This window comes from Methylophilus sp. 13, assembly GCF_015354335.1.
Lineage (GTDB): Bacteria > Pseudomonadota > Gammaproteobacteria > Burkholderiales > Methylophilaceae > Methylophilus > Methylophilus glucosoxydans.
In genome coordinates this window covers 115,744-140,727 of sequence record NZ_JADKYR010000001.1, presented here as the reverse complement: position 1 = coordinate 140,727, position 24,984 = coordinate 115,744, and the positions used below count along the sequence as shown (strand labels likewise).

Annotated in this window: 25 protein-coding genes; 24 read left to right on the top strand and 1 reads right to left on the bottom strand. The window is 43.6% G+C overall.

All coding sequences use genetic code 11. From position 1 onward, the window contains the following. The 24 genes from INP77_RS14995 to INP77_RS00595 all read left to right on the top strand — a co-directional run bounded on the left by INP77_RS14995 (nt 1) and on the right by INP77_RS00595 (nt 23,720). Nucleotides 1–564 (top strand): CatB-related O-acetyltransferase, encoded by a 564-nt coding sequence (locus tag INP77_RS14995; protein ID WP_194746802.1) that lies wholly within the window; start codon nt 1–3, stop codon nt 562–564. Next, nucleotides 557–1,771, top strand: coding sequence for a Coenzyme F420 hydrogenase/dehydrogenase, beta subunit C-terminal domain (locus INP77_RS00705; protein ID WP_194746801.1), 1,215 nt, complete (start codon nt 557–559; stop codon nt 1,769–1,771). The genes INP77_RS14995 and INP77_RS00705 overlap by 8 nt, the downstream gene beginning before the upstream one ends. Further along, nucleotides 1,768–2,949, top strand: coding sequence for a polysaccharide pyruvyl transferase family protein (locus INP77_RS00700; RefSeq protein WP_194746800.1), 1,182 nt, complete (start codon nt 1,768–1,770; stop codon nt 2,947–2,949). Before INP77_RS00705 ends, INP77_RS00700 begins: the two co-directional genes overlap by 4 nt. A gap of 12 nt (nt 2,950–2,961) precedes the next feature. Then, on the top strand, nt 2,962–4,449 hold the full coding sequence (locus INP77_RS00695; RefSeq protein ID WP_194746799.1) for an O-antigen ligase: 1,488 nt from the start codon (nt 2,962–2,964) through the stop codon (nt 4,447–4,449). A 3-nt stretch (nt 4,450–4,452) separates the two neighbouring features. Next, on the top strand, nt 4,453–5,436 hold the full coding sequence (locus tag INP77_RS00690; protein WP_194746798.1) for a glycosyltransferase family 2 protein: 984 nt from the start codon (nt 4,453–4,455) through the stop codon (nt 5,434–5,436). 1 nt (nt 5,437) lies between these two features. After that, nucleotides 5,438–6,577, top strand: coding sequence for a cellulase family glycosylhydrolase (locus INP77_RS00685; protein ID WP_194746797.1), 1,140 nt, complete (start codon nt 5,438–5,440; stop codon nt 6,575–6,577). Nucleotides 6,578–6,611: 34 nt separating this feature from the next. Next, nucleotides 6,612–7,409, top strand: coding sequence for a WecB/TagA/CpsF family glycosyltransferase (locus INP77_RS00680; RefSeq protein WP_194746796.1), 798 nt, complete (start codon nt 6,612–6,614; stop codon nt 7,407–7,409). Then, nucleotides 7,406–8,542, top strand: coding sequence for a glycosyltransferase (locus INP77_RS00675; protein ID WP_194746795.1), 1,137 nt, complete (start codon nt 7,406–7,408; stop codon nt 8,540–8,542). The genes INP77_RS00680 and INP77_RS00675 overlap by 4 nt, the downstream gene beginning before the upstream one ends. After that, the gene (locus INP77_RS00670) at nt 8,526–9,704 is read left to right on the top strand and encodes a glycosyltransferase family 4 protein (protein ID WP_194746794.1); all 1,179 of its coding nucleotides are present in this window, start codon (nt 8,526–8,528) and stop codon (nt 9,702–9,704) included. The genes INP77_RS00675 and INP77_RS00670 overlap by 17 nt, the downstream gene beginning before the upstream one ends. A gap of 127 nt (nt 9,705–9,831) precedes the next feature. Beyond that, entirely contained in the window at nt 9,832–10,887 is a 1,056-nt protein-coding gene (rfbB, locus tag INP77_RS00665) for a dTDP-glucose 4,6-dehydratase (RefSeq protein ID WP_194746793.1), read from the top strand. Continuing rightward, entirely contained in the window at nt 10,884–11,771 is an 888-nt protein-coding gene (gene rfbD, locus INP77_RS00660) for a dTDP-4-dehydrorhamnose reductase (RefSeq protein ID WP_194746792.1), read from the top strand. The genes rfbB and rfbD overlap by 4 nt, the downstream gene beginning before the upstream one ends. A gap of 10 nt (nt 11,772–11,781) precedes the next feature. Next, nucleotides 11,782–12,669 carry a glucose-1-phosphate thymidylyltransferase RfbA gene (gene rfbA, locus INP77_RS00655; RefSeq protein WP_228518694.1) on the top strand — a complete coding sequence of 296 codons (888 nt, stop codon included), beginning with the start codon at nt 11,782–11,784 and terminating at the stop codon, nt 12,667–12,669. Continuing rightward, the gene (gene rfbC, locus INP77_RS00650; protein ID WP_194746791.1) at nt 12,669–13,214 is read left to right on the top strand and encodes a dTDP-4-dehydrorhamnose 3,5-epimerase; all 546 of its coding nucleotides are present in this window, start codon (nt 12,669–12,671) and stop codon (nt 13,212–13,214) included. Before rfbA ends, rfbC begins: the two co-directional genes overlap by 1 nt. Beyond that, nucleotides 13,215–14,381 carry a nucleotide sugar dehydrogenase gene (locus tag INP77_RS00645; RefSeq protein WP_194746790.1) on the top strand — a complete coding sequence of 389 codons (1,167 nt, stop codon included), beginning with the start codon at nt 13,215–13,217 and terminating at the stop codon, nt 14,379–14,381. A gap of 117 nt (nt 14,382–14,498) precedes the next feature. Further along, nucleotides 14,499–15,488: a UDP-glucose 4-epimerase GalE gene (gene galE / locus INP77_RS00640; RefSeq protein ID WP_194746789.1), complete on the top strand. Its 990-nt coding sequence runs from the start codon at nt 14,499–14,501 to the stop codon at nt 15,486–15,488. Nucleotides 15,489–15,558: 70 nt separating this feature from the next. Beyond that, nucleotides 15,559–16,968, top strand: coding sequence for a mannose-1-phosphate guanylyltransferase/mannose-6-phosphate isomerase (locus INP77_RS00635; RefSeq protein WP_194746788.1), 1,410 nt, complete (start codon nt 15,559–15,561; stop codon nt 16,966–16,968). Between the two features lie 28 nt (nt 16,969–16,996). After that, a complete protein-coding gene (locus INP77_RS00630; protein WP_368667870.1) occupies nt 16,997–18,421 on the top strand; it encodes a phosphomannomutase in 1,425 nt (474 codons plus the stop codon). A 35-nt stretch (nt 18,422–18,456) separates the two neighbouring features. After that, entirely contained in the window at nt 18,457–20,028 is a 1,572-nt protein-coding gene (gene lnt, locus INP77_RS00625; RefSeq protein WP_194746786.1) for an apolipoprotein N-acyltransferase, read from the top strand. Between the two features lie 288 nt (nt 20,029–20,316). Then, nucleotides 20,317–20,838 (top strand): FxDxF family PEP-CTERM protein, encoded by a 522-nt coding sequence (locus INP77_RS00620; RefSeq protein WP_194746785.1) that lies wholly within the window; start codon nt 20,317–20,319, stop codon nt 20,836–20,838. 47 nt (nt 20,839–20,885) lie between these two features. Continuing rightward, complete coding sequence (locus tag INP77_RS00615) at nt 20,886–21,521, top strand: FxDxF family PEP-CTERM protein (protein WP_194746784.1); 636 nt, start codon at nt 20,886–20,888, stop codon at nt 21,519–21,521. 77 nt (nt 21,522–21,598) lie between these two features. Further along, nucleotides 21,599–22,132 (top strand): FxDxF family PEP-CTERM protein, encoded by a 534-nt coding sequence (locus INP77_RS00610; RefSeq protein WP_194746783.1) that lies wholly within the window; start codon nt 21,599–21,601, stop codon nt 22,130–22,132. 26 nt (nt 22,133–22,158) lie between these two features. Beyond that, nucleotides 22,159–22,674 carry an FxDxF family PEP-CTERM protein gene (locus tag INP77_RS00605; protein WP_194746782.1) on the top strand — a complete coding sequence of 172 codons (516 nt, stop codon included), beginning with the start codon at nt 22,159–22,161 and terminating at the stop codon, nt 22,672–22,674. Nucleotides 22,675–22,808: 134 nt separating this feature from the next. Continuing rightward, a complete protein-coding gene (locus tag INP77_RS00600; RefSeq protein WP_194746781.1) occupies nt 22,809–23,237 on the top strand; it encodes a PEP-CTERM sorting domain-containing protein in 429 nt (142 codons plus the stop codon). 27 nt (nt 23,238–23,264) lie between these two features. After that, nucleotides 23,265–23,720 (top strand): FxDxF family PEP-CTERM protein, encoded by a 456-nt coding sequence (locus tag INP77_RS00595; RefSeq protein WP_194746780.1) that lies wholly within the window; start codon nt 23,265–23,267, stop codon nt 23,718–23,720. A gap of 57 nt (nt 23,721–23,777) precedes the next feature. Here the strand turns inward: INP77_RS00595 and dapC are convergent, their stop codons facing one another. Then, complete coding sequence (gene dapC, locus INP77_RS00590; RefSeq protein ID WP_194746779.1) at nt 23,778–24,974, bottom strand: succinyldiaminopimelate transaminase; 1,197 nt, start codon at nt 24,972–24,974, stop codon at nt 23,778–23,780. Nucleotides 24,975–24,984: the final 10 nt, after the last annotated feature.

The window sequence follows — 24,984 nt, the reverse complement described above, 5'->3', positions numbered from 1 at the left end:
ATGAAAGATCAATTTACAAGTTCTAATCTTCGTAAGTATTTTCTCAAGAACTACCAGATTGAGGTTGGTATGTATTCTTATGGTTGTTTTGATGAACGAAGAATAGCGAGAGGTACAAAAATAGGAAGGTTTTGTTCAATAGCACCAACTGCATATATATTTAATGGTAATCATGGAATAACATTCCTAACGTTGCATCCATATGCTTATAACCCAGCACTAGGGATAGTGCCGAAAGAGACAATTGCTAGAAGTGTTTGTATTATCGAAGATGATGTTTGGCTTGGACACAACTCAATAATAACACCTAGTGTAAAAAACATTGGACGAGGGGCAATTGTTGCTGCTGGGGCTGTGGTTACAAAGAACGTTCCACCATATTCCGTAGTTGCAGGTAATCCGGCCAAAATAATTAAATATAGATTCACTCCTGAAATTATTAAGGAAATTGAACAAACTAAATGGTGGGAGCTGGATTACCAAGCAATAAAAGAAATTGTCAATTTAAAGCCAGATTTAATATTTGACCCGATTTCTTATTTTGAAACGAAAAAGCATGAATAAAAACTCTTTAAATACTATTCAGCAAAATGGATATTGCACTGGCTGTGGGATTTGTACATCAATTGCAGACCCTGGTCAGATTCAAATGCAAATGAGCTCGTCCGGGTTCTTACGTCCTGTCGAATTTAGTACTATTTCACCACTAAGTCAGCAATCCATTCTTGAGGCTTGTCCTGGAGTTCATTTAGAGCATTCAAGTGCAAATACAGAAAAATTTCATCCTATTTGGGGGCCTCTTGTAAAAACAAGAACAGCGTTTTCATTGGATCAGGATATTCGTCGCCAGGGTTCATCCGGCGGGGTGGTGTCGGCATTGTGTGTATATTTATTAGAGATGGGGATTGTCGACTTTGTGGCACAAACTGCGGTAAGTCCTACTGACCCTCTAAAAAATATATTGCAGAAAAGTAGAAATCGTGAAGATGTGCTTAGGGCTGCAGGATCTAGATATGCGCCTTCTGCGCCATTGGAAAATATTCGTGAAATGCTAGAAACTGGAGAGCGTTTTGCATTTGTCGGCAAGCCTTGTGATGTCGCAGCGTTACGTCATTATCTCGATGCTAATCCTGAGTATTATAAACAGGTCAAGCTTTTGATTTCATTTATGTGTGCCGGTGTTCCTAGTATTAAAGGGACTCACGAGGTCCTGGAAAAAATGGGGGCTGATAAAAATCAATTGGCATCTTTCAGATATCGTGGTGATGGGTGGCCTGGAAAAGCTCGCGCCATACAGCATGATGGGCAGATTTTTGAAATGGATTACAACTCTTCCTGGGGTGAAATTCTTGGACGAAGAGTGCAGTTTAGATGTAAGTTGTGCCCAGATGGCACAGGTGAGTTTGCTGACGTTGTGTGTGCGGATGCCTGGTACGGTAAGGATGGATATCCAGACTTTACCGAGAGAGAAGGGCGTAGCATGCTTTTGACTCGAACCAAACTTGGTGAGGAGTTGGTGAACAAAGCTTATGACGCTAAAGTTATTGATATGTCCGCCTTGCCAGTTACCGATATTGAAAAAATGCAGCCTTATCAGGCGTTAAGAAAAAAAGTTGCTTTAGCGAGGCTAATTGCTGCTGGTTTAGCTAATAAGAAATTTGTTAATTTTAAAAGAATGGGCTTAGTCCGAGCTAGCTTTATGATTAATCCGATTAGCTTGCTGAGAAATGCCGTTGGCACTTACAGACGAACAAAGGTAGAAAAAAGTTGAAAAAATCTAAAATAAAAATTGGTTTGCTTTGGCACTCGTTAACTTCGGATAATTTAGGAGTAGGGGCCTTAACTGAGTCGCAAATTGCAATTTGCTCAGCCGCTGCTAAAAGAGCTGGTGTAGACGTTAGCTTTACAGTTATTGGTACGTCTGGTGGCCGCGCACCCACGCTTAATAATGTAGAAATTCAACAAGGGAATCCCGTTTCTATTCGTCGCACAATATTAGGCAATGCCCCATATCTTGATGATATTGAGCAGTGTGATCTGGTGTTGGATATTGGTGAAGGGGATAGCTTCACAGATATTTATGGCCTTTATCGTTTTGCTTTCTTATGGGGTAGTAAAGTTGGCGTTTTAATGAGAAAGCGCCCTCTAATTTTAAGTCCGCAAACTATCGGCCCATTTAATTCGGTGATCACTCGTTTTCTTGCCGCCCAAGTAATGAAGCGGTGCGAGAAGGTGTTTGCCCGTGATGAATTGTCTACGAGCTATTTGGATGCTGCTGGCGTTAAAAAGAATCGCGCAGAAGCAATTGATGTAGCATTTAGGCTGCCGTATAAGTTACCAGAGCCAACTATTGGCGATACTGTAAATATCGGATTAAATATTTCTGGATTACTCATGAGTGGAGGCTACACTGGTGCGAATCAGTTTGGACTGACCGTTGACTATAAAGAGCTAATAGAGAAGTTGCTTCAAGAGTGGACTGCTGATCAGCGCAATACTGTTTGGTTGGTCTCACACGTAACACCTGCAAATATGGATAATGAAAACGACATGGTATCCATTCTTGAGGTACAAAAGAAATTTCCAGGGTGTAAAGTAGTTCCCAAATTCGAGAGTCCCTCTGCAGCTAAGAGCTTTATCGCGGGTATGGATTTCTTTACTGGCGCGCGCATGCATGCTTGTATTGCGGCGATTTCTTCTGGTGTACCTGTCGTCCCATTGTCGTACAGTCGAAAGTTTAATGGGCTATTTAATACTTTGGAGTATCCTTGGATCGCAGATGGTAAGGTTGATAGCACAGAGGTGGCAGTTGAAAAAATCCTTACTGGTTTTAAAAACCGAACAAATCTTAAAGCGGATGCATTGAAGGCCAAGGCTAGCGCAGATTTAAAACTTCAAGGGTATGAAAACTTTTTGGTAGATTATTTTTCAATGTTAGCCAGCAAATAATTAAGTGAACGTATGATAGGTAAGGGAACAGGGAAAAGTCTATCTATTTTGCATTTAGCATTTATGCTTTTTGCAGTGATTGGATTGGCGTTTGTTGGGCTAATTACGGCATTCTCACCCGTGCTGAGCGTTGCACTGACAGCCTCAGCAATTTTGGCTGTGATAGTGGCTTTCGCGTTATTCCATAATGATACTGGCCCTATAAACGTTAAAAACATCAATATTTTGATACTGATGTTTGTGAGCGTAACAGTTTTCTGGCCAACATTCCTTAATTTACATATTCCATTATTGCCTACGCTCAATTTACGGCGGCTTTTTGGTATGGTGATGATGGCGTTGATTATTTATTTATTAATGTCACGAAGGAGTGTAAGGCAGAATCTTGTACCGAATAACCTTACAGAGCGTGTTATTTTAATTATGGCTGTATTGATGATACTTATACGTGTCTACTCTGCTTTCACCGCGCCATTTTTCGGTTCTGCAATAGCTTTTGTTTTTTGGGAGATATGTTTATATTTCAGTATCTTCTTGTTCGCAGTCTTGTGCATCAGGGTGGATGAATCACGTAACTTTTTTATAAACGCACTAATGGCTTCAGCAATTTTCTGTGCTCTGATTGCAATTGTTGAGGCATCTACAGGTAAAAACTTTTATGTAGATTTTTTATCTCCATTGTCATCAGATAGGGAAAGCTTGAATGCAATGATGCTTTCGAGATATAGGGACGGAGTGCTTCGAGCGCAAGGCCCTTTTGAGCATCCATTACTTCTTGCTGAGTTTGGTTCTGTTGTGTTTGTTTTTGCATTAGCTCGGTTGCTTTGGCCCACTAAGTCTCAATCACGGAAGTTAGTGCTTATGGGCATTACTTCTGCTTTGATTTGTGTTGTATTGAGCTATTCACGTAGTGCATTAATTTGTACTGCTATTGGTTCGGCATGGGTGGTTGCACTATGGTTTTTAAGGCCTAAAGTACCTACAGATTCCTCTAGGGCGTTATTCCGTCTTGTGATTCTTGGTATGTCGATACTTTTTTTGGCATTCTTATCTTGGGGAGTCGTCCAAGATATTGCTCAAGGGCGATCTCAAGCTGAGTCAGAGAGTACGGCTTCTCGCTCTATTATGATGAATAAAGGTATAGACTTGATGTCGGAAAAGCCAATCCTGGGGTTTGGTGTGGGTACAGCAGTGGCCCTTGCTGGCGTTATTAGTCGAGGTATCCCTACATTGGATAATTATTTCATTATGATCGGAGTTGAGTCTGGGCTTCCTTACTTATCTCTTTTCATGCTTTTTTTCATCATCCCCGCTATGAAAAGTGCCTTTCAGGTACTCAGAGGCGATGCTGAAAGTGCTTTCCTCTCGGCGGCTTCTGCTGCTCTAATTTCTTTATTTATAATGCGCTCAGTATTGGGTATTACTTATAACATACCTATTGCATTCTTTCTTGTTGGCGCTTTAATTGCGATGCAAGCGGGTACTAGGAAGGTGGGTTGATTGATGCCAAAAGTTGCAATCGTCATTCTTAACTGGCATGGTGGGGCTGATACCGCAGCCTGTATAGAGAGCTTAGAGCATCTGAAATACACTAACTTTAACGTGATTGTTGTAGACAATGCGTCTACAGATAACTCGCTCGAATTGATCACCAATGCGATTCATAAGCAGTCAAAGTCAGATTCTGCAATTCTTTCTCAAGTAATTGATCCGGACACGATTGGATCTAAGACACAACCATCATGCGTTGACGCTAAATTTAACTTAATTAAAGCTCCAATTAATGGCGGTTTTGCATATGGAAATAATCTTGGTATCAAGGCTGCTATGTCAGATACCGATTTTGATTATGTATGGATACTAAATAATGATGTTGTTGTCGATCCTGACGCACTCACTGAATTAGTTAATAAAGCAGAACTGTCTAGCTCGCCAATGGTTGGGTCAGTACTAGTTTATTTTGATGATAGACAAACGATCCAATGTATTGGAGGGGTCCGTTTTAATATTTTTAAAGCCGTTGGAAACCAAGTAGGGCATGGCCTTACTTGGACGAAAGGCTCGAGTTTACCAGAGCCAGATAAGTTATCATATATTGCAGGTGCATCCATGCTTGTTAATATGGCGACGATCAGGCGATTTGGAATAATGGATGAGCGTTATTTCTTGTACTATGAAGAAATTGATTGGGCACTGCAGCTTGCAAAGGCTGGGAAAATGGTTGTGGCCACCAAAAGTATTGTATTCCATAAGGAGGGGGCCTCAATTGGCACATCCTCAAGATCTAAACGATCATTACTTTCTTACTATTATCTTGCTCGAAACTTGGTTATTTTTTACCGCAAAAATTATCCTTTTTTACTCATTTTTGCAGTTTCGAGAAATATAAGAGAAGCTTTGCGAGAAGTTAATTTTGGCGACTTAAGTATTTGTCGAACTATTCTAAAAGCGACATGGCATGGCCTTTTAGGGAAAGTTGGAAAGTAATATGGCAGTTACTCGAAGAGAATTTATTTTAGGAGCTGTCGCATCTTTGGTTATACCAAAAACAGTGTTAGCGGGGAGTAAAGTATTCAAGTCAGCTGGAATAGGTGTCAATTGTTTTGATTTATTTTATGGCACCTTAGTTGATGAAAGAGGTGTGAGGTCAGCAAGAGATCGACTTTGGGAGTTGTCGGATGCTGGAATCCCTTTTGTAAGATTTGCTGCCTCTCCTTTTTGGCCAAAAGAATGGAGTCTTTATCCTAAAGAGCGTTACTATAGATTGCTAGATGAAGTTTTTCTAAACGCTGAAAAATTCGGTATAGGTCTAGTTCCCTCTCTCTTTTGGAGCCCAACTTCAGTTTCAGATTTGTTCGGCGAGTCAATCACTTCTTGGGGGTTTTCTGCATCAAAAACCTCAAAATTTGCAAGGCGATACGTTCAAGATATTATTGGCCGGTATGGAAAGTACAATAGTGTTCTGCATTGGGAGTTTGGTAATGAGTTCAACCTTAATCTTGATTACTTCAATAGAGACTTCCCGTGGCCTAAAGTAAATGTTGCAATGGGTACACCTGAAAGACGTATTCCAACTGATGTTTTATCCACAGATGATTACGCGCGATTAATGACCAACTTTGCTTCTTGGGTACAGGAGATTAAACCAAGCACTCTAATATCCTCAGGATCAGATATCCCTCGGTTTGATGCTTTTAACCTCCAACAAGGAAAGAGCTCTGCTGATACAGTTGAACAATTTAGGCAAGCTGTCTGCAATGCTAATCCAGTTAAAAACTCAATAGCATCTATTCATTTTTATCCCGATAAAATTAGAAAATATTCAAAGTGGGATGCGACAGCTTCTAAATTACTGATTGAGGCTAAAGCTGCTGCAGCAAGTAATGATCAACATTTATTTGTCGGTGAGTTTGGCGTGAGGGCACAAGGTAATCCTAAAGAGGAATATGCAACCTTTGACATGATGCTGAACGCACTGGATATTGCAGGTATTGAAAGTGCAGCATTATGGGTTTATGACTTCGGTAAGTGGCAACCGGACTGGAGTGTAACACTCTCAAACGCTAGATCATGGCAGCTTAAAAATGTGCTTGAGTTCAACAATAGGCGAGCAAAACAAGCATCTTAAACAATCAAATAAAACTCGATATGGATTGATTATTGTGGAACAACAAAAGCAAGTAGTTAAATCTTTTTTTCCAAGAGTTACTGTTGGTGGCATAGAAATTGATGTTTGTTCAGAGATTGAACTCACAAAATTGATATGTGATCAGGCTATTCTTGATAGAAGTGGCGACAAGCATTGCCGCTTAGTGTTTGATGCAAATGGTCATGGCATCGCTCTTGCAGCCTTTGATCAGTCATATCGAGAGGCGTTGCAGCAAGCAGAAATTGTTCATGCTGATGGACAGGCATTAATTTGGGCCTCCCAATTTTTTTGCGATCAAAAAATCACAGAAAGAACTGCTACTACCGACTTGATTCACTCTGTTGGCAGAGTCGCAAGTGATAGTGAAGTTAAGATTTTTTTTCTTGGTGCGAAGCCCGCAGTAATTTCTAGTGCAGCTGATAGATTTCGTTCTTTGTATCCGAAAGCTAACTTGGTTGGATTCCGTGATGGTTATTTTGCAGGAGATCAAGTTTCCGAAGTTGTCTCTCAGATTAACGCCTCGCAAGCTGATATTCTGTTTATTGGTCTTGGAAAACCTCGTGAGCAGTTATTTTCTCAGCAAATCAAGAACCAGCTTCAGGTCTCTTGGGTGATTACCGCTGGCGGTTGTTTTGATTTTTTAGCTGGGAATGCACCGCGCGCTCCTGGTTGGATGCAGAGCATGGGTCTTGAATGGCTTTACAGGTTATTGCAAGACCCCAAAAGGTTGTTTTGGCGCTATCTATGGACGAATAGTGTAGCCATTTTTTTATTAATTTTTAAGTCAGGCAAAAAGGTTAACAATAAATGACTTTTAAATATCAAGCGCATTCATCTCATTATGGAGAGGTTATATTTGTTTTATCGCACGATGAACCTGGTGGGGCAAGAAATTTATGGGAGCAAATAGCAGGAGCGATTAACAAACGGGGACATGCAATTTCGTTGTGCGCTATTTATAGAAAGGATAAGGAAGAAAAAAGTGAGTGGCGCCCCATTATTAAAGGCAAATTTAGTTTACTAGATATTTTTAAAGCCATATACCTAATGTGTCGGCAGTTGAAGGCAAATAAGGATTTTATAACGCTCTCCGCGCAGCCATTGGCGAATATTATAGGCTCTATAGCTGGTTTTTTTTCTGGTGCCAAACTTAGGGTTATCTCCCATCATACTCCAGTCCAAACTTATGGAAAATTACAACAGTTATTAGATTTTTGTGTGGGTTGTACACCAGTAGTTACGAATATCATATGTGTTTCAGATGGGGTTCGTCAGTCGTTCAATAATTATCCATCTGTATACAAGCGAAAAATTATTGTTATTCGAAATGCATTATCCCCTGATGTTGCTGAGCTAATTAAATCGATTTTAGCTAACAAAGTTCCATCCTCTAATCATGAAAAATTACACATTGTTGCAGCAGGCCGTCTTGCTGAACAAAAAAATTATCCACAGTTGATTGACTCTATGAGGCATGTTAATGGTGCTTATCTCTCGATTTTAGGTGATGGCCCGGAGCGTAAAAAACTAGAGGAGCAAGTCGTGAGATTAGGCGTCCAAGATATTGTCCACTTAAAAGGGCATATGTCACACAAAGATACCTTGAATTTTATGGCTAATTGTGACGTTTTCGTTCAACCCAGTTTATTTGAGGGGCATAGTGTGGCGTTGCTGGAAGCCGCTGCTCTTGGTTTACCCATGATTGTTAGCGATGTACCTACGCAAGTCGAAGCTGTTCGGTTGGAAAATGGTGAGCTTTGTGCGGCATTAGTTCCGATTGGCGATTCGGGTGTTCTTGCAAAAACTTTGAATCAAGTAGTAAATGATCCAGTATTCTTTGAGAGCTTGAAGAAAGGATCTGCATTGATAACTGCCAATTCTGGATTTGATCGTTTGGTGGCAGATTATGAAAAGCTCTTTTCTTTGAATGCGACAGGGCATTGATGTTATGAAGTCGATTTGTTTTTATTCTACCTCTTGGCGAGGCGGTGATGGCTGGTATACACATGGTTTCGCAGAAGGGTTAGCAAATGCACTAGAGTCTAAACACTATTCATTAATTTTTCTTGCTTCTCCAATGCAGCCCCAAGAACGGGAGGCTAAATCTCAGAACTTAGTTCGATATAAGTTTAGAGCTGGTCATAATAGTGAATGGTCTCGTATTCATAAATTATTTCACACGTTGATGCGTATTGCCGAAGCGACTTTTAGTTTAATCAAGATCAGATTTAAAACCTCAGTTTTTGTCGTTACATTCCCACATTGGCTGTCTGTAACGATGTTTCAATTTATTCTTTTAAAGCTAACTGGTGCAAAGATTATTTATATTGTCCATGATCCTTTACCTCATGCTTGGAGTCTCCCTAAGTTATTTAGACGTTTTGAAAAGGCTTGTTTAGCTTCGACTTATTATTTAGCAGACCAATTAGTTACGCTGACAAAATCTGGGAATACAGTCCTTGAGGAGCAATTTGGAGTAAAAAACAATAGACTTTCTGTAGTCCCTCATGGCGTATTTGATAGTGGTAAAGCTGAACCACTTAAAAATAATCGGAAATTTTTAATCTTTGGAATGCTTAGAAGTAATAAATCTATTTTAGAGTCTATAAATGCATTCAAAAGTCTTTTAAAGACTGTACCAGATGCAAAATTGGTTGTGGCTGGTGCACCTTATTCCGCTGAGCCTGAATATTGGGCAGAGTGTGAAAAAGCCTTGAATGAGCTAGGTGGTAGTGTCGCAACTGAAATTGGTTTTGTTGAGGAGGCTCGGTTAGAAACTCTTTTTGCGGAGTGTGATGCGGTATTGTTACCCTATAAGAACTTTAACTCACAGTCTGGTGTTGCAGTATTAGCAGCCCTCTCAATGAGGCCGGTAATTGGAACAGCAATCGGCGGAATAGCTGAGTTGTTTGAAATTGGTATGTGCGGTATTCCTTTAATCGATCCTCCAGATGAAACGAGCATACAAAGTGCAATGGTGGATTTTTGTAATGTGTCAGTTTCTGAGTGGAAAAATAAGTCTGTCGAATCAAGGCAGCAGCTTTTAAACACTCTTTCTTGGCAAGCTATCGGCAAAACATTTATTCATGAACTTAAGGTTGAGTGAATATGATAGCTCTCATTAGTAAATCTGGTTTTACATTTTGAGATAATAAGATATTTAGATTTTTTAATTATTAAGACCAAAAATTTCTTTTGGTATCACTTTATTTAAATTAATTTTGGGTGTTTTTATGATATTGGTAACTGGTGGGGCCGGTTTTATTGGTAGTAATTTTGTGTTGGATTGGCTTGAGAAGCTAGAAGAGCCTGTTATTAATATTGATAAATTAACTTATGCTGGCAATTTAGATAATTTGAAAAGCCTTGCGGAAAATAAGAACCATATTTTTGTTAAAGGTGATATTGGCGATTTTGAGCTTGTAAGCAAGCTGCTTGTAGAGCACAAACCCAGAGCTGTCTTAAATTTTGCAGCAGAATCGCATGTGGATAGATCAATTCATGGCCCTGAAGACTTTATTCAAACGAATGTAGTAGGTACCTTTCATTTGCTTGAGGCTGTTCGGGCTTATTGGAATGGTCTGGATGAGGATGCGAAGCTTAACTTTAAGTTTTTACATGTGTCTACCGATGAAGTTTATGGTACCTTGGAAAAAACAGACCCTCCATTTAATGAGCGTAATCGCTACGAGCCTAATAGTCCATATTCGGCCTCTAAAGCGGCTTCTGATCATCTTGTGCGTGCCTATCACCATACCTATGGTTTGCCGGTATTAACCACTAACTGCTCAAACAACTATGGGCCCTATCACTTCCCTGAGAAGTTAATTCCATTGGTGATTCATAATGCTTTAAAAGGTAAGCCATTGCCAATTTATGGTGATGGACAGCAAATTCGTGATTGGTTGTTTGTCAAAGACCACTGTACGGCGATTCGTCGTGTATTGGCCGCTGGCCGCTTGGGTGAGACCTATAATGTTGGTGGTTGGAACGAAAAAGCCAACATCGAGGTAGTGAACACGATTTGTGCAATTTTGGATGAGCTTAAACCACGTGCGGATGGTGTGTCTTATGCAACACAAATCACTTACGTGAAAGATCGCCCAGGGCATGATAGGCGTTATGCGATTGATGCGACCAAGCTTGAAAGAGAGTTAGGCTGGAAACCCGCTGAAACGTTTGAGACCGGTATCCGTAAAACCGTGCAGTGGTACTTGGACAACCAGGCCTGGGTGGAAAATATTACCAGTGGTCAATATCTCAAGTGGGTGGAGAAACAATATCAATGAAACTCTTATTGACAGGCGGCAATGGTCAGCTTGGCTTTGAGTTACAACGCAGCCTAGCCCCGTTGGCTGATGTAGTGGTGGCGGGCTCGGCTGAGTGTGATGTGTCTGATGAGGCCGCATTAAGAGCGATGATTCAGCAGGTGCGGCCAGATGGGATCATTAATCCGGCGGCTTATACCGGTGTTGACAGAGCAGAATCTGATCAGGCTATGGCCCGAAAGGTAAATGCTGATGCGCCTCGTATCATGGGTGAAGAGGCGACTAAGCTGGGTGCGTTTGTTATCCATTATTCTACAGACTATGTGTTTGAGGGGGTGGGTGAGTCGTTTTATAAAGAGACCGATGCCACCATGCCGCAAAACGTATATGGTTTAACTAAGCGGGATGGCGAGTTGGCGTTGCAGGCGGCTTGCGCTAATAGCCTAGTGATGCGTACCAGTTGGGTGGTGGGGGCGCATGGCGGTAATTTTGCAAAAACCATGTTGCGATTGGCGACAGAGCGTGACGCATTGAGTGTTGTCGCTGATCAATATGGCGCCCCGACTTCAGCAGCATTATTGGCCGATGTGACTGCGCAATTGGTGGGACGCATTAAACAGCAAGGTCTACAAGGCTTTCCATTTGGGTTATATCATGTGGTGGCGTCAGGCGTGACTAATTGGCATACCTATGCAAAGTTTGTGATTGCTCATGCTATTAAGGCGGGCAAAACGATGAAGATTCAACCTGAAGCAATCAAACCCATAGCTAGCAGTGATTATCCTGTCCCAGCTAAGCGTCCATTGAATTCGCGCTTGGATACCCGCTTGTTTCAAGACACTTTTAAGCTCAAGTTGCCACACTGGGAGCAGGGCGTCTCTCATGTGTTAAAACAAATTTTATAGAGGATACATGATGGCAGTGAACAGAAAAGGGATTATTTTGGCGGGCGGCTCAGGTACTCGCTTATATCCTGCCACACAGGCGGTTTCTAAACAATTGATTCCAGTATATGACAAGCCGATGGTGTATTACCCATTGTCTACGCTGATGCTTTCTGGGATTAAGGATGTATTGTTGATTTCTACGCCACAAGATACACCACGCTTTGAGCAGTTGCTCGGCGATGGCTCGCAGTGGGGGATGAATATTCAATATGCGGTGCAACCATCGCCCGATGGCTTGGCACAGGCGTTTATTATTGGCAAAGACTTTATTAATGGTGACCCGAGTGCATTGGTGTTAGGCGATAATATTTTTTATGGGCATGACCTGCAAAATGCGTTGCAAAATGCATCTGCGCAAACTGAAGGCGCAACGGTTTTTGCTTATCCAGTGCATGACCCTGAGCGTTATGGTGTGGTGGAGTTTGATCAAGACGCTCGCGCGATCAGTTTGGAAGAAAAACCGACCAAGCCTAAATCACGCTATGCAGTGACAGGTTTGTATTTTTATGACAACCAAGTGTGTGATATCGCCGCCAACATGAAGCCCTCACCTAGAGGCGAGTTAGAAATTACCGATGTGAACAAACAATATTTGTCACAAAATCAACTCAATGTGAAGGTGATGGGGCGTGGCCATGCGTGGCTGGATACGGGCACGCATGAGTCCTTGCTTGAGGCCTCGTTGTTTATTCAAACCATTGAAAACCGTCAAGGGCTCAAGGTGGCTTGCCCTGAAGAGATCGCTTACCGCATGGGCTATATTTCTGCCGAGGCACTGCTTAAACAAGCCGAGCTTTATAAGAAAAATGGCTATGGTCAATATTTGATGCAAATTGTGAATGAGAGGGTGTTTTAATGCAGGCGATTAAAACAGCCATTGCTGATGTAATTGTATTTGAACCCAAAGTATTTGGGGATGCCCGTGGCTTTTTTTATGAAAGCTTTAACGAGAATGTATTTGCAGAAGCCACGGGCTTGCGCCCACGCTTTGTGCAGGATAATCACTCTAAATCCGCTAAAAACGTGCTGAGAGGGTTGCATTATCAAATTCAGCAACCACAGGGTAAGTTGGTGCGTGTGACGCAGGGTGAGGTATATGACGTGGCTGTGGATATGCGCCAGGACTCACCCACATTTGGGCAATGGGTTGGTGAAATTTTGAGTGCCGATAATAAAAAAATGATGTGGATTCCTGAAGGCTTTGCGCATGGTTTTTTGGTGATGTCTGAATCTGCTGAGTTTTTATATAAAACAACAGACTTTTATGCACCACAGCATGAGCGCGCGGTGCTTTGGAATGATCCCCAGTTGGCCATTGCATGGCCATTAAGCGAACAACCAGCACTCTCGGCAAAAGATGCTCAGGCGAAGTTTTTTGCAGAGGCAGATAAGTTTGTTTAAATGAAGATTGCCGTTGCCGGAACAGGGTATGTTGGACTTTCTTTGAGCATGTTACTTGCTCAAAGAAGTCAAGTTGTTGCCCTGGATATTATTCCTGAGAGAGTTGCGCTGCTAAACCAAAAAAAGTCACCAATTGTAGACCACGAGATTGAGGATTTTTTGGCAAACAAGCAGCTTAATTTTAAAGCGACTACAGACAAGCAAGAGGCTTACACTGGGGCTGAGTTTGTTATCATTGCCACGCCAACCGATTATGACCCTGAGACCAACTACTTTAATACACGCTCTGTTGAGGCCGTGATTAAAGATGTGATGGCCATTAACCCTAATGCGGTGATGGTGATCAAATCCACTATTCCAGTAGGTTACACAGAAAAAATAAGTGCTGAGCTCAATTGTAAAAACCTGATTTTCTCACCTGAATTTTTGCGTGAAGGTAAAGCCTTGTATGACAACCTATATCCTTCACGGATTGTAGTGGGTGAGGTTTCTGAGCGTGCGCAAACTTTTGCCAATTTGCTTAAAGATAACTGCCTGAAGCCAGATGTGTCGGTGTTGTTAACGAATAGCTCTGAAGCTGAGGCGATCAAGCTATTTGCGAATACCTTTTTGGCGATGCGAGTGGCTTATTTCAATGAGCTGGATACGTATGCGCTGTCTCATGGACTGGATTCACGCCAAATTATTAATGGCGTGTGTATGGACCCGCGCATTGGCAATCATTACAATAACCCTTCGTTTGGTTATGGTGGCTACTGCTTGCCTAAGGACACCAAACAGCTGCTGGCTAACTATTCGCAAGTACCTCAAAACCTGATTAATGCGATTGTGGAAGCGAACACGACGCGTAAAGACTTTATTGCCGATAGCATTATCAAGAAAAAACCAAAAGTGGTTGGCATTTACCGCTTGATCATGAAGGCGGGGTCTGACAACTTTAGAGCGTCTTCGATTCAGGGCATCATGAAGCGCATTAAAGGTAAGGGGATTGAGGTGGTTGTCTATGAGCCCGTGCTAGAGGAATCGGAGTTTTTTAACTCGAAAGTAGTGAATGATTTAAACCAGTTTAAGCAGATTTCGGATGTGATTATTGCCAACCGCCACGCGAAAGAGCTGGAAGATGTGGTAGGTAAAGTTTACACACGTGACCTTTTTGGTAATGACTAAATCAACCTCTGTCATGGTCAGCGTTGCTGGAGTGGTGACGCAAAAACTTAAACTTTAAAGAGTAAATATTAGTTCAGACCTCTTCACTCAATAATTAAAGATATAAGGATACTTACAATGCGTGTGTTAGTGGTGGGTGGTGCCGGCTATATTGGCTCACACATGGTTAAAATGCTTCTGGACTCTGGTCACGACGTGATTACGTTGGATAACTTGTCTAGCGGGCATCGCGATGCTGTGCTCGGTGGTGTGTTTGTTGAGGGGGATCTGGCTGATATCAATTGTTTGGATAAAGTATTTACTGAGCATCACCCAGAGGCGGTGATGCACTTTGCTTCCTTTATTCAGGTGGGTGAGTCCGTCCGCAAGCCAGATATCTACTACCGCAACAATGTCACAAACACTTTAAATTTGCTGGATACCATGCTCAAGTTTGATGTGAAAAAATTTATTTTCTCATCCACGGCAGCGGTATTTGGTGAGCCAGACTATGTGCCGATTGATGAGGCGCATCCTAATCGCCCCTTAAACCCTTATGGCCGATCAAAACTGATGATTGAGCATGTTTTGGCGGATTATGCCAAGGCTTTTGATTTCAGGTCTGTTTGCTTACGCTATTTTAATGCTGCGGGCGCAGACCCAGAGGGTCAGCTGGGTGAGCGCCACGACCCTGAGACACATTTAATCCCGTTGATTTTACAGGCCGCCTCTGGGCGTCGTGAAAACATTCAGGTGTTTGGCCGTGACTATGATACGCCGGATGGCACATGTATCCGGGACTATATTCACATTGTAGATTTATGCGCTGCACATCTTGCTGCGTTAGATTATTTGGAAAGTGGTGGCGAGAGTGACCGCTTTAATTTGGGCAATGGTTCTGGCTTCTCTGTGCAGGAAGTGCTCGATGCAGTGCAAAAAGTCTCTGGCAGATCGGTTAAGGTGATTGATGGCCCGCGTAGAGAGGGAGATCCGGCAAGACTGGTCGCTGACGCCAAGCGCGCAAGGAGTATTTTGAACTGGAAGCCGGTATTTACCGACCTTGAAACGATTGTTCAACATGCCTGGCAGTGGGAGTTGAAGTGTTCGGATCGCGTAGCTAAAGAGTAATTCATTACTTGTTCATGGTAAGTGATGCGAGAGCCTTTAGTTTTATGTATTTAATTTTTGGATGTCTTTCATGAAAATTGTTCCAGTGATTTTGTCCGGTGGTTCGGGCACCAGGTTGTGGCCGTTGTCGCGTGCGGTGTTACCTAAACAGTTGTTGCCTCTGGTCACCGATAACACCATGTTGCAAGAGACCTTGCTGCGTTTATCTAGCTGGGCCCAGGTGGCTTCCCCGGTGGTAGTTTGCGGCAACGACCACCGCTTTTTGGTAGCCGAGCAGTTGCGGCAGGTGAATTTGACGCCACAGGCAATTGTGTTGGAGCCAGTGGCGAAAAATACCGCACCTGCGATTGCGGCGGCGGCGATGGCGTTGAAGGATCAGGACGTATTGATGCTGGTGTTGCCAGCAGACCATGTGATTACCGATGTTGCGGCGTTTGAAGCGGCCGTTCGCCGTGCCTGTGTGGCAGCCACGCAAGGCAAGCTGGTGACCTTTGGCATTGAGCCGACGCATCCCGAGACTGGCTATGGCTATATTCAATCGGGGGCGGCACTGGCAGCTGATGGTTGTTTTGAAGTGGCACGGTTTGTGGAAAAGCCGGATGCGGCGACTGCAAAGCAATACCTGGATGCTGGCAATTTTTACTGGAACAGTGGCATGTTTTTGTTTAAGCCCTCTGTATTTTTGAGTGAGTTGCAGCAATATGCGCCTGCCATGGTTAACGCAGTAAGCAGTGCGGTTGCGCAGAGCTATCAGGATCTGGATTTTGTGCGGTTGCATGAGGCCTCGTTTGCGGAATCTCCATCGGACTCCATTGATTATGCGGTGATGGAAAAAACCAAACTGGCCGCCGTGGTGCCTGCCAGCATGGGTTGGAACGATGTCGGTTCGTGGACGGCACTCAAAGAGGTGCAGCCTAACGACGAGGCAGGTAATGCCACGCGTGGTGATGTGTACTTGAAAAACGTGAAGAACACCTTGGTGCGCGCAGAAAGCCGATTTGTGGCGGCGGTGGGGGTTGAAGACTTGCTGATTGTGGAAACCAGCGATGCAGTATTGGTGGCTCATCGGGATTGCGCACAAGATGTGAAAAATATTGTTGATCATTTAAAGGCCAGCGGCCGCAATGAGCATCAGGTGCATCCCCGTGTGTACCGTCCATGGGGCTGGTATGAGGGCATTGATGTGGGAGAGAGATTTCAGGTCAAACGCATCATGGTCAAGCCTGGTGAAAAGCTGTCACTGCAAATGCATCACCACCGTGCAGAACATTGGGTAGTGGTCAGTGGCTCTGCCATGATTACGGTGGATAATGTGACTAAGCTGTATACCGAAAATGAGTCTACCTATATTCCGATTGGCTCTACGCACCGGCTTGAAAATCCCGGCAAATTGCCATTGCATCTGATTGAAGTGCAGTCTGGCAGCTATTTGGGCGAGGACGATATTGTGCGCTATGAGGATACTTATGGTCGCGCTTGAATGCGATGGCCTTAACTGAGAGATGGCAGTGACTCAATTAAAAGATGTAATTCAGCAGAGTGGGGTAGCGTTTGGCACCAGTGGCGCACGCGGCTTGGTCTCTGCGCTGACTGATGAGGTGTGTGCCGCCTATACACAGGCCTTTGCGTGCACCATGCAGGCGAATTTTCGCTTTGACAAGGTGGCGATTGCGGTAGATTTGCGCCCTAGTAGTTTGCGTATTGCGCAGGCTTGCGCCAGCATGTTGCGTCAACTAGGGATTGAGGCTGTATTTTGCGGTGCAATCCCAACGCCTGCGTTGGCTTTATATGCGCAGACACGACAAATTCCAGGCATTATGGTGACAGGCAGTCATATTCCGTTTGACCGTAATGGTCTCAAGTTTTACCGCCCGGATGGTGAGATCAGTAAATCGGATGAAGCGGCCATGCTTGACTGTGAGTTGACGGAGAAGGCGGTAGATGAAACGGTACTGTCGCCCATCAATCCTGACGCCTATCAGGAATATATGCAACGTTATATTGCTGTTGCAGGGGTGAATGGGCTCGCAGGTTTGAAGCTTGCGCTTTACCAGCATTCTAGCGTTGGGCGCGATTTGATGCAGGCGTTGTTGACAAGCTTGGGCGCTGAGGTGATTTGTTTAGAGCGCTCGGAGTCGTTTGTGCCTATTGATACAGAAGCAGTCTCGGCAGAAGATGTACAGCGTGGTTTGGCATGGGCTAGACAATATGAGGTGGATGCTATTATCTCTACTGATGGTGATGGTGATCGTCCACTGATTAGTGATGAGTGCGGGCAATGGTTACGTGGCGATATTGTGGGTCTGTTGACGGCAAGAGCTTTGAAGATTGATCATTTGGCAGTCCCTGTCAGTTGTAATACAGCGATAGAAAATAGTGGTTTCTTTAAGCAAGTGATTCGCACCAGGATTGGTTCTCCATTTGTCATTGCAGGGATGGAACAACTTGCTGCAGGTGGGGCAAGCGGTGTGGCGGGATTTGAAGCGAATGGCGGTTTTTTATTGGGTAGCCCATCACCACAGTTTCCTGCATTGGCCGCATTGCCAACTAGGGATGCAGTTTTGCCAGTTGTAATTCTGCTGACCCAAGTTAAACAGCTCGGTCAAGCACTGTCACAACAGGTAGCGATGTTACCGCAAAGGTTTACTGCCAGTGACCGACTGCAAAATTTTGCCACCAGTAAAAGTCAGGCCTTGTTAGCTGAATGGTCTGTCAATATTGATGTGCTGGTAGATGCTTTAAAATTGCCGTTTGAGGTGAGTCAGGTGGATACCACTGATGGTTTGAGATTAACCTTGACGTCAAATCAGATTGTTCATTTACGCCCTTCAGGAAATGCGCCAGAGTTCCGCTGTTATGTCGAAGACGTATCTGTAGCTGCTGCCATGACACTGCTTGAGACAACGCTGACACAACTTTCCAAGTTTGCTTGATCTGTTCCTTTCCGGAATGTTTTAGTTTCATTTGAATGATGAACTTTAGACAGGTAGCGCAATTAGGTTTGAGCATTTTGCATGCATTCAAATCTCATTTGCATGAACCTGCTTATTTACTAGTCACTGCTGCAGTGTCTGGCGCACTCACCGTTTTGGGGTTTGCGCCTTTTTATTTTTATCTTGTTCCATTTGCGACGCTTTTAGTTTTGTATTGGTTGCTTGACCAGAGTAGCACGCCTGGTCAAGCTGGATGGGTTGGTTTGTCCTTTGGCTTGGGAATGTACGCGGCAGGTCTCTCGTGGATGGTGGGTACGTTGCACGACTTTGGCGAAATGCCGTCATGGCTAGCTTATATTTCTACGATCATGTTATGCCTGTATTTGGCCAGTTTTACTGCTGCGGCTACGTGGTTGGTAGTTTATACCCGGTCCTTATGGTTTTTACCTTTGGCCTGGGGGATGGCAGACTGGCTGCGCAGCTGGATATGTTCGGGATTCCCATGGTTGACAATGGGCTACAGTCAGGTGCCTTCGAGTGTCTTGAGTAGTTACTTGCCAGTGATGGGCGTGTATGGATTAAGCATCATCGTGGTGGCGATGGCAGCACTGATTTTTTACATGCTTAGGTTTCGAGGCCATAGACGCTGGATCAATGCTCTGTCAGCGTTAGTCATTGCTGGTACCGCAATGACTCTTCAGCACATCACCTGGACAACCAAAATAGGCGCTCCTGTCAGTGTTGCTTTACTACAGGGAAATATCAGCCAGCAGACTAAATGGTCTGTTGAGCAGAGCAAGCAAATTATATTGAGCTACCTTGATTTGGTTGACCAAGCGGATGCGCGCGTTGTTGTTTTGCCCGAAACGGCATTCCCGATTTATCGCTCGCAAGCGATGGGCAAAACACGTGGCAAGCTACTGGGATTGGCCTCAGAAAAACAGGCTGATATCCTTATCGGGATGCTTGATTGGCAAAACGGTGCAGAGGGCCGAAAAAAATTTAATGCTGTTGTAAATTACGGAATCTCTGGATTACAGATACAACATAAAGTACATCTGGTACCGTTTGGAGAGTTCATCCCTCTGCCGCTTTTGTTTGCACCCATGTACGCGTATTGGTTTCATATGCCGCATAATGATTTTTCAGTAGGCAAAAGGCAACCGCTGTTCTCACTTGGTCAAGCTGAGGTCGCAATTTCAATTTGTTATGACGAACTATTTGGTGGTGATTTGGCTGAATATGCCAGAAATGCAGACTACTTGGTGAGTGTCAGTAACGGGGCTTGGTTTGGTAAGAGTGCTGGTCTCGAACAGTACCTGCAATTTAGCCAGGCTCGTGCCATTGAGAATCAAAAAATCATTGTGAGAGCGAGCAATAATGGTGTAACGGCCTTTATTGATAAAACAGGTGAAGTTATAAAACGAGCGCCCAAGGACGAACGTTATATCCTCAGGCACATGGTTCAGCCCTACCATGGAAGTACGCTTTATAATCTCTGGCAAGACACGCCGTTCTGGGGACTGCAACTCATTGGTTTCATTACTCTGATCGCAAGACTATGGATTGTCAAAAAAAATTCACAAAACCATTCCACTTGTGTGTAAAATGGTGTATGTATAAGTGCACTCTAATAGTGCATCAGAATTGAAAAGCTGGTTTATTTGGAGCATAACTGGTGGCTAAAAGCACTTTTTAGCCAATATTTTAAAAATAAAATGTTTAAAATCAACATTTTAATATTTTTGTAATATTGGTATATTTCTTGCTGCGATAATAAATAATAAATGGCAGTAAGTGCTTTGAGTTTGATTAGAGTAAGTATTAGCCCAAATGGGTAGTTTTACGAATAAAAGAATTTATATATTGTATTAATAACATTGAGGAGAATTAAAGTGAGTAAATTGACAGGTTTTGCATTAGCAACATTGCTTGTATCTGGTTTTGCTACCAATGCAAGCGCCGCAACTGCAACGTTGGGTGCAGGGAGTACCAATTTGATTATTACTGCGCCATCCGGTACGAATGGTGCGAGTGTTACTTTTAATGATCTCTTTAACTTTACTTTGACTGGTCCAGGTAAAGTGAGCTATCAAGTGACTGAGAAAGAGTTCCAGTTTGGTGTTCCAACCCCTAGCGGATTTTTAACTTATCAACTGTATGATATTGATGACAGTTCTCTAACATATGGCTTATACAACTCAGCCAATCAACTAGTAACCAACTTAAACAGCCTGACGAGTGGTGCTTATTCCTTTAAGGTGTCTGGTTTGACCACAGGTCTGCTCGGCGGTCAATACTCCCTTAAAATGAACATTACGGCGCTTCCAGTGCCTGAGCCAGAAACCAATCTGATGATGTTGTTAGGCTTGGCGGCTATTGGCCGCATCGCATATCGCAAGAAAACTTCAGCTTAATTTGTTGATTAGCTGATTTTTTATATTGCGTACATGGGAGAGCTCAAATGAAATTAACAACATCTTTAGTCCTGGCTGGATTATTAACTGTAAACGGCTTTGCATATGCTGGAACACCTTCTTCCAGCATACCCTCAACAACGTCTACCAACATTTCATCTGATTTGTTTGCAGATGGAGACTTTAACGTTAGCAAGTCTTATGCAGGCAACAAGACTTTCACTGATAATTACACCTTTAATTTGAATTCTCAGCGTCTGCAAGAATTCAACTCGCTGTCCGCATCTTTGAACTATACCAACTCTAAATCTGTTGGTTGTGCACTATTGATTTTTTGTGGTGTATCAAATACCGGCTTTAGTAACTTGAATGTGACACTGACAGCTCCTTCTGGTAGCACAACGAGTGGAACGACGACAACTGGCTCCACTAACAGCAGCGTATTTGTGATTCCTATTCTGGTTTGGAGTGCAACGACATCCACCCAAAACACAGTATCTACTGACTGGATTAGTTTGCTGTCGACAGGAAACTACACACTGTCAGTTTCTGGTACGACACTGAAAAACGGTGGTGGCTACAGCCTGGGTGTGACTGCTGTTCCTGAACCACAGACGGCAGCCCTGGCAGCATTGGGTTTGGGCCTGATGGGTTTCATTGCACGTAGGAAAAGATTTGAATAAGTCTTTGCTGGATTTATTTTGCTAATTTGAGTGGTTTTTACGTTTTACAATTTATTTTATATCTTGAGGAGTAGTTCATGACTACAGTGTTTTCCACTAAAAAAGTGATCGCTGCGTTGTTTTTGAGCGCTGGTTTGATCTCTAATGCTGGTGCAGCTGCTTACAGCCTGAATACCAGTGTGGCTGCAGGCAATTTCACCAACACCTATTCTTTCAGTGTCGGCAATGGTTACACTGCAAGCTTGTTTGGTAATTTGACCAGTTCGTATGACCTTTTTACCGACACAGGCTCTCTTATCGGAACAAATGTGTCATCAATCACTCTGAGTAGCGGTGCTTTCACATCCAGCTACACGTTAACTGATGATGATGTAGCGGGTGACTCAAGCTGGTTGGCCTACACCAAAACGTTTAACTTCTCTGCACTGAATTTGACTGCAGGTAATTATATTCTGACTGTAAAAGGTAAAGCATTCTCGAGTGATACTTATGCTGGTAGCTTTGCAGTTTCAACCACAGCCTTACCTGTTCCTGAACCAGAAGCATACGGCATGATGATGCTGGGCTTGGGTTTGTTTGGTCTAGTTGGTTACCGTCGTAAATCCGCATAATCAAGGATCAACTAAGGAGATTTAGTATGTTAACCCGTCATCTGAAAACGGTTTTGCTCGCAGCAGTCGCTTCTACTTTGAGTGTGAGTGCAAATGCTGCAGTATATGGTTTAAATCAAAGCAACATTGCCCCAGGTTCTTTTTCATATACTGTTAATTTTAGTATTTTGTCAGGGAATGTTGGTTCTTTGACAGGTCAAGTTGACTCAGTATTTAGAAGCATTGGATCGACTAAGGCCGCTGGTTTTGATATTACAGACATCTTGTTATCCACAGGTAGCTTGATTAAAGCTGACAATGAAGTGATAACGTCATTGGGTTCACCACGTACTAAGACGACAGATTCCTTCTCGTTTTCTAACAATGCACTGGCAGCAGGTAACTACACTTTGACTGTTTTTGGTAACTCCTACAGCTCAAATGCAAGTTTTTCTGGTGGATTCGAGGTAGTCACTTCCCCAGTGCCTGAGGCAGAAACCACAGCAATGATTGGTCTCGGCTTGGGTTTAATGGGATTGATCTCACGTCGTAAAAAACAGTAATTTGTTTTAAATTAGAAAAGGCCATGTTTTACATGGCCTTTTTTTATTGGATTAGCCCATGTGGGTCATATCGCACGGTCTGGTTTTACCGCATTATTCACCTGTCAAGTTTATTTTTATTTGGGAGATGGATTGTGAAAAAAATTATCTACAGCTTCGTTGCCGCGAGTGCTTTAATGTTTACAGGCGCGGCGTCTGCGACCTCAACTACTACGAATATTTCAAATACTGGCTCGCAAACATTTTCTATCAATGTGGTTGACACATTATTCAATGCCTCTTTTGATGGTTTGGGGATTTCTGCAGTCACCTTGTCAGGTCCTGCCAATTACTCTTTCACACAGAACTTTATTACTGATACGTGGGAATTTAATACCACTAACTTTGCGCCAGGTTTATATAACTTGAATGTGACTGCGTTGGGCGCATGGACTGGCCAATATACGACCACACTGGGCACCTTCATCCCAGCAGCGCCAGTGCCAGAGCCTGAGACCAATATGATGATGTTGTTTGGCTTGCTAGCAGTTGCTGTTGCTTTTGGCAAAACAAAATCAGCCTAATTCTATTTCCTTTTTGGAGTGATCATCATGCGTCAATTATTTAAAAACAGTATTATCGGCCTGGCGTTTCTTGGAATGTCTACAGGCGCTTTTGCAGCCACCTATTCATTTAATCAAACCAAAGGGATTGCCATTCCAGCGATTAATGAAACTGGAAGCTTTGTGTTAAGTGGCTATGCTATGTCAAGCTCGGCAACAGTTCTGGATATTAAAAATGCTGCTGGCGATGTGGTCTTGAGTTTAAACAAAAACACTGCAACCAACCAGTTTGCATTGGGTTATACCTCCTTTATTTCAGGCAGTTACACTTTGTCTTTTAACTCGGCGGTATTGGATGCAAAAGGCTCTTTTAGTTCAGCCTTGGGGTCTATTAGTGGTCAAACTGCAATCGGCGCATCTCCAGTGCCAGAACCAGAGTCTAATGCATTAATGTTGATGGGTTTGGGTATGCTCGGTCTGATCGTCCGCAGAAAACTTGCTTGATTTTTTCGCGCATGAAAAAGCCAGTTGCATGATTGCAACTGGCTTTTTTGTTTACACCTAGCGTTGATTGTAAAAGTGAGCAATCCGTTGCGCTGCGGCAATTGTTTCTTCGTTGGACGCTACTAGAGCCATTCGAATAAAACTTTGTCCAGGATTGACGCCATGCGCTTCACGGGCAAGGAATGAGCCCGGCAGCACGGTGATATTCAGGTCTTGATAGAGCTGTTTGGCTACAGCAGTATCATCTTGCTCGGTATTGATCCACAGGTAAAATGCGGCATCAGGTAGTTGCGTTTGTGGCCAGACAGTTTGCAACCGTGGTGTGACGGCCGCAAATTTTTCACTGTAAAGTGCGCGGTTGTGTTGAACGTGCGCTTCGTCATTCCAGGCCACGATACTTGCAGCTTGTACGGCGGGATTCATGGCGCAGCCATGGTAAGTGCGGTATACCGCAAACTTTTCTACAATCTCTTCATCCCCTGCGACAAAGCCAGAGCGCATGCCAGGCACATTTGACCGTTTGGACAGTGAGCTGAACATGACAATTCGTTTAAAGTCGCGACCAAGTTGATGCGCGGCTTGCAAGGCACCAACGGGCGGCTGCGCTTCATCAAAATAGATTTCCGAATAGCATTCGTCTGAGGCAATCACAAATCCGTATTGATCAGAGAGTTCAAACAGTGTTTTCCAGGCCGCAATGTCCATGACTTTACCGGAAGGATTACCGGGACTGCAGACAAATACCAATTGCGTGCGCTTCAGCACATCACTAGGGACTTGCGTGAGGTCCATCACAAAGTCGTTCTCGAGGGTGGTATTGATAAAGTAGGGCTGGGCGCCTGCCAGAAATGCAGCACCTTCGTAAATCTGGTAAAACGGATTGGGCGAGATGACCACTGGCACTTGTGAGCCCGTGTTGTCTATCACCGCTTGCGCAAAGGCGAATAATGCTTCGCGGCTGCCATTAACCGGCAAGATGGCTTTATCGATATTGAGTGCCGGGATCTGGTAGCGGCGCTGTAGCCATTGATTGATGGCTTCACGCAAGGCCGCTACGCCGATTGTGGTAGGATAGCTGGCCAGTCCACTCAGGTTGTTCGCCAGTGCTTCAGAAATGATGGCTGGCGTGGTGTGCTTGGGCTCACCGATAGACAGGTTAACGTGGCAATACTCAGGATTCGGCGTCAGTCCTTGAAACAAGTCGCGCAGACGTTGAAAAGGGTAGGGCTGGAGAAGATTTAAATGTGGATTCATAGGTGTGTAT